Annotated in this window: 3 protein-coding genes; all 3 read right to left on the reverse strand. The window is 45.9% G+C overall.

Annotated elements, in window-relative coordinates; translation table 11 throughout:
- Positions 1-2,268, reverse strand: a 2,268-nt coding sequence (locus Q0688_RS12010) for a right-handed parallel beta-helix repeat-containing protein (RefSeq protein WP_299076673.1), incomplete at its 3' end; no start/stop codon positions are given.
- Entirely contained in the window at positions 2,269-3,234 is a 966-nt protein-coding gene (locus Q0688_RS12015; RefSeq protein WP_299076676.1) for a hypothetical protein, read from the reverse strand. It lies immediately after the preceding gene.
- 106 nt (positions 3,235-3,340) lie between these two features.
- Positions 3,341-5,370 (reverse strand): hypothetical protein (locus Q0688_RS12020; protein ID WP_299076679.1); only part of this gene is annotated, 2,030 nt, incomplete at its 5' end.

Below are 5,370 nucleotides of genomic sequence, written 5' to 3' on the forward strand. Positions count from 1 at the left end.
CAGTGTATTGTCCGCCGCTCCAGAGTAGCCGTGCGTGTTCCTATAATTAGCCTCGCCGTTGCTCCAATGATCGGTTTCGTAGTAATCATACATAGTCATACCGAGATCATTTACAGTTGGCGTGTCGCTCCACTGGACCGCGTACCCGTTATTAAGAAACTGCTGCACATTGACCGTGGACGCCGCGTTATCTGTGGATGGTGCGATAATCACAGATGCCATCGTCGTCACTGAATAAACTTGGCTTGTATAGGTCGATGCGTCTTGGAATTCACCAGCCACACGATAAAAAACCTGCTCTCCCGGTGAAAACCCAGTCAGTTGTTGTGTGTGGTTTGAATAAGTAAATGATGTTTCTTTGGTAGATGTTAGATTAAGATTATCTGCCGACGGACCATACTCAATCTGCCCCGTACCACCCTCTGACAAACCCCAATCAATCTGCACCGTAGTCGTTGTTGGCGTTGCTGTCGGAAGTGCTAGCAGTGTAGGCACTGAGTCAGCAACAACTTGAGCGCTTGCGCTCGTCCAAGGCGGATCGTCAGCTTCTCGATAGTGAAACAGGGTGAAATATACCGGAGAGCCATCTCCAGGAAGATTGCTCACTGTGACCTGTGTCGCTGTTGGCTCTTCTATCAAGACCGCTGCATGGTCATTCCCGCCTGCTGTACTCCCTACCTTAATTACCCACTTCTCAATCCCTGTTAATCCACCTGTGTTCCATGTAACGGTATGGGAAGTGCCGGATAATGTTGCGCCATTTGCCGGGGATACTATAGCTGGCAATCCCGCTACAGTAGCTGGAGAGAACGCTACAACATTTGTGGCTGGAAACGGGCCTTGAAATTCAGACGTTGTTGTTTCATCGTTGATAGCACCTGTGGATACGTAGTTCTTGGCCCTGGTAACAACAGCTAGCGCTGTGCTTGTGCCATTACCGTTTATGCTGTTTTCAACAATATCGCCGCCAGCGTTGTTCCAGCAAATATTGGCTTCAGCATGCGCATCCGTGTTTGGACCATCAAAGTCTGAATAAAAAATGATTCCAGCGCCAGCATTATTAAAGCAGATATTACCGTATACATGAGCAGTGCCAAGCGCAATAACAATCCCATCACCATTTGTGTCACGAGTTGTTGTATCACACACCACGTTATGCCTGACGATTAAATCAGCGTTGTACGTTGCTGGCGTTAAATCATTAACGGCCAACATGCAGGTAATTGCGCCTTGTGACTTGACATTAACGTCATGGAAGAAATTGTACTCAATAGTCACGCCACGACTCAATCGCTTTACATCAATCGCTTCCGCATTAAGGTTATATGCTTCATTGCCACGTATAACGGTATTGAACACGTGATTGACCATTTGTCCCGAAGTATAATCAGGACCATAACCAAGATAAATAAACTCTCCGCGTGTATCTCCAGAGCCAATATCAAAACCTGTATTACCTTCGACTAGCGTCCCGTTAGCTCCGTTCCGTATAGCTATACCGGATGTTCCACAATCGCTGATGATATTGTTCAGTATCTTATTATCTGTGCCGCCCGGCTCATTATCCTCGCGCCCTACTGCTACTCCATGATAACGCATCCCAACAATGTTGAAATTAGCAATAGTCACGTTGCTGCAATTGTCTAGGAGGAATGCGAAATGAGCACCTTCGGCTCCCGTCCTATCACCGCCGCCATCCAATGTCGATGGATTTCTAATGTCTGTTGTGATAATGACATTGGCAGCATTGAAATCAATAGGCGCTGTTATGTCGTGGTATCCATCCCCGGCCAATTCGTAGACCGCTGGATCACCGTTAGACAGCGCATGATCGTACTGGCTACTTAGTCGTGCTTGCAGACCTTCTACCGTAGCGAATCTTTCTGTTGTCACGTAATCAGTGACGGGCTTTGTATACGCCAAATACGCAGCAACAATGTCAAAACCCACTAACGAATGGACTGGGCCTGTCGTATCACCAACATCGAACGGTAGTGCAACAGTAGGCGTGATTGTATGCCCTTGGAATATCATAGTTTCAAGCTCATTGGCTGCTTCGTAATAGGCATCTGCAACTCGGGGATGATTATTAGCGTGGTCTCTCGCAAATCCAACACCTTTGCGTAGAATTTCTCTATCAGTGATAGACAAATTGACAGGGCGCAGAGAGTTCTGAAAATGTTGAGCGATAAAGGCACACGCATTATCTCCATTTGTTTCGTATTCCCATCGTATAAACCCCTTAATGTGCTCGTAGGCTGCATTCATCTAAATCTCTTGCACAAAACGATAAGCTTCAGGCGTTGGCGTCGTCGTAGGGTTGATTTTCAGTGACGCTAGATAAGCTGACGTAAGAATAGAATTGACAACCGAGTACACTTTTATGGTACCGGTGCTAGTAGGCACAAATACTCGCTGATATGGCATATATAAGTGCCCTATCTGCGACAACCACGGCACAAGCTCACTCGATGCCATGTAGATGTAATGACCGCGACCTGAATCAAGGTACGGATTAACTGACATGTCACTCAGATCATTGATAGCACATAATCCAAAAATGTGACCATTGACATTTTCCTTAAAGCACCGAGCCGTTGAAGTAATGCTCCAGGGCTTACCGCTGTCGTTAATCATTTTGATTTTGTCGGCGTTAGAAGCAGCGTCAATTACTACGCCGTCTATTCGTGTATCGATAGCTGTTACAGCGGTAGGCACGCTGTCATGCCTTTGCGCAACACGCTCAACCATAGTCGTGCCGTTGTCGCTTTGATACTCGCAGATAAAATCAAGAAAGTACATTCTTGCAACGAGGTCTGCTTGATACAACGAAGCATCTAGTGCTGATATTTCGGCTGGTATAACTCCTTCGGCTGGTGCGTTTCGCTTTGGTGAGTGCGGAACATATTTAACATTTGCCTCGCTTGAGCTAAGCACTGTTGATTCTTGCGTTGTTAATCTCTGATCCCACTCCGCGTAACTAGCCACTATCGCATTAACAGACGCGACGATAGACGGTGATACAGCCGTTGTATTGACCGCGCCGAATCTGAATACGTTCTTGCCGTCCTTTACATTCACGCTTTTAACAAAGCGTGTGTACGTCTCTCCGTCGACAACATCATCAACACGGTGCGTACCGTTTGCAAAGTCTGCTAGCCACGTTGTGAGTGTGTTAGCAGTAATTTGTGCAGTAGCAGCCGCATCCACTGTTGCGTTTGTGTAGATAGTCATTGCGCCTTCCCCGCCCTGCCAGACAATTCATTTGCATCAATAGCGGTTTGATCTGTCAGTAGATCAGTGGCAGCTTTAAGTTGGGTTTGTGATGTGAAAGTTGTCATTAGTCTTTACGCCTCTCACGCCAATCTGTGCCAACAACGCCAGCTGTGCCCGTCGTTAGTCTAATCCACTCATACACGTAATTTCCAGCAACAATTTCAGAACTTGGTATTGGTGATCGCTTAACAACATCGCCAATATTATTTCTTGATCCAACTGGAGCAACTGACCCTGATGCCAGACCCTTTGCTGTTTTTGTAATACCGTCAGGTTTAACATCAAACTTATTAAGCGGCTCAACATCCCACCCTGTCATGTCACCAGATATAGTTACATCTTCAAAGCTGATAGCTCGCGTTCCTACGTCCATAAAAAACGCTTTATTAAGCTCGGAGTCATATAAGAAATTTGCTTCTATCACCGTTCCCTTGATTGCTACTTCGTCAGCACTACCGCCGCGCCCAGAGGGATACGTAGAGGCGCCATAAAACACATCGTAAAACTCAACGCCTCTCAGCAATGGAGTGCCTCCACTGCGCTCCGTGCTTGTTCTAGCCTTTCCAATGTTTAGCGTTATTTTTCCGCCTTCAACATGGGCTATTCGCGCTGCATACTGACAGTAGTAATCTATGCTAATTACAATGTTGCAGTTTTTATTCGGAGCGTCTTGCGGAGTCAGTCCGTCCTCAGGCCATGATCCAATCTCTGGGCCTCTATGAACTCCATAAGTAGTAAGTTCATAATTAAGATTTTCGTTTTCAGAAACTCTTCCAGCCGTTACTGCTTGCCAGCCTGTGTGTAAAGGCTCTGGGTATTGCGTAGCATCTAAGTCAATTGTAACGTTTAGCGAGCAGTTTTTTGTATACCTAACAGGGGCTGCTGAAGGCGTACCCATTCGCATTGTAATGTGTGCTTTTTTTATGTTGACGTTATGAATGTTTTGCGTTTCAGGTTTACCAACTATAGAAACGCCATTCATTCCTGCTGTAATCGCTCTCACTGATTCCACGGTTATTCTATCCACCACCTGATGATCAAATGATGGCTCAATGTCAAAACCTCCCGGTTGCTGAATATCTTGCGTAACTCCGTTGCGGACGCCTTCCAAAGCTCCGCCAAGTCCTTCGCTGTAAAATGGCCCAAAGTATCCATCTTTAGCTGCGATAACTGAAATACCATTCCTACCATCGTCACTGCTATTTACAAATGTTGACTTACTGACTTCAAACCTTTCTGTTGTCGGGCTTGGCAAGTTGTAAAGCAAGTCTGTGATATATATCCCATCACCTTTTATTTCACGACATACTATGTTACTTATTACAAAATCAGAAGATCCGGCAATTGTTAAGAGGTGTGTATGTTCGTGATTTTGCTGGTTAGCCCTATTGCCATCAAACTTAAAATTCCATTCCCCTCCTTTAACTCCGACCAACCCTAAACCTGTTCTATTGTTCGTTCCGTCCCAATCGGCAAGCTTCAAAGTGCCTTTGCATATGACTTCTGTATCATCAAAGCCAACGCCACTTAATGAGTTGAACTCGTAGTAGCGAGAACCAACAGCGGTTGCGTTTGCGTACCACCACACACCTTTGGGAATAAGTAAAGTCTTACCCGCAGATGCCAGCAGCACATCATCAAAAGCCTGAGCGTCAATAAGCTGTTCAGCAAGTGTCGAACCTTGTCCGGTTGCACCGAATTGGGCATTTGTATATATACCCTTTGGGAACTCGCCCCGAAATTGAACTGTTGACGTGGCTTGTATCAAATTTCCTGCGTCTGATCCATTGCTACCTAACTCAACGACATACGTATTGCCTCCGCTACGCATCTCTGCTTCAGCATAAGCTGGAGTATCAAAATAGCTAATAGTTTCGATTCTGTGCCCTGCGACAATATGTCCGCTGCTGATAAGGTCGGTAATGTCGCTGTTAATAATATTGTTGGACCTGTCGGCTTGCGTTTCGTACAAGTAATCAAAAACCCATGGCTTATTACTGCGAAGGCTTGCTAAAGACTGAGGCAGGTAGACAACCCGTTCCTGCGGAATATCACTAGTATCAGGCGGCAACGGTTGATACCCTGTTGGATACC

The sequence above is a fragment of the uncultured Paraglaciecola sp. genome (assembly GCF_937123705.1).
Lineage (GTDB): Bacteria > Pseudomonadota > Gammaproteobacteria > Enterobacterales > Alteromonadaceae > Paraglaciecola.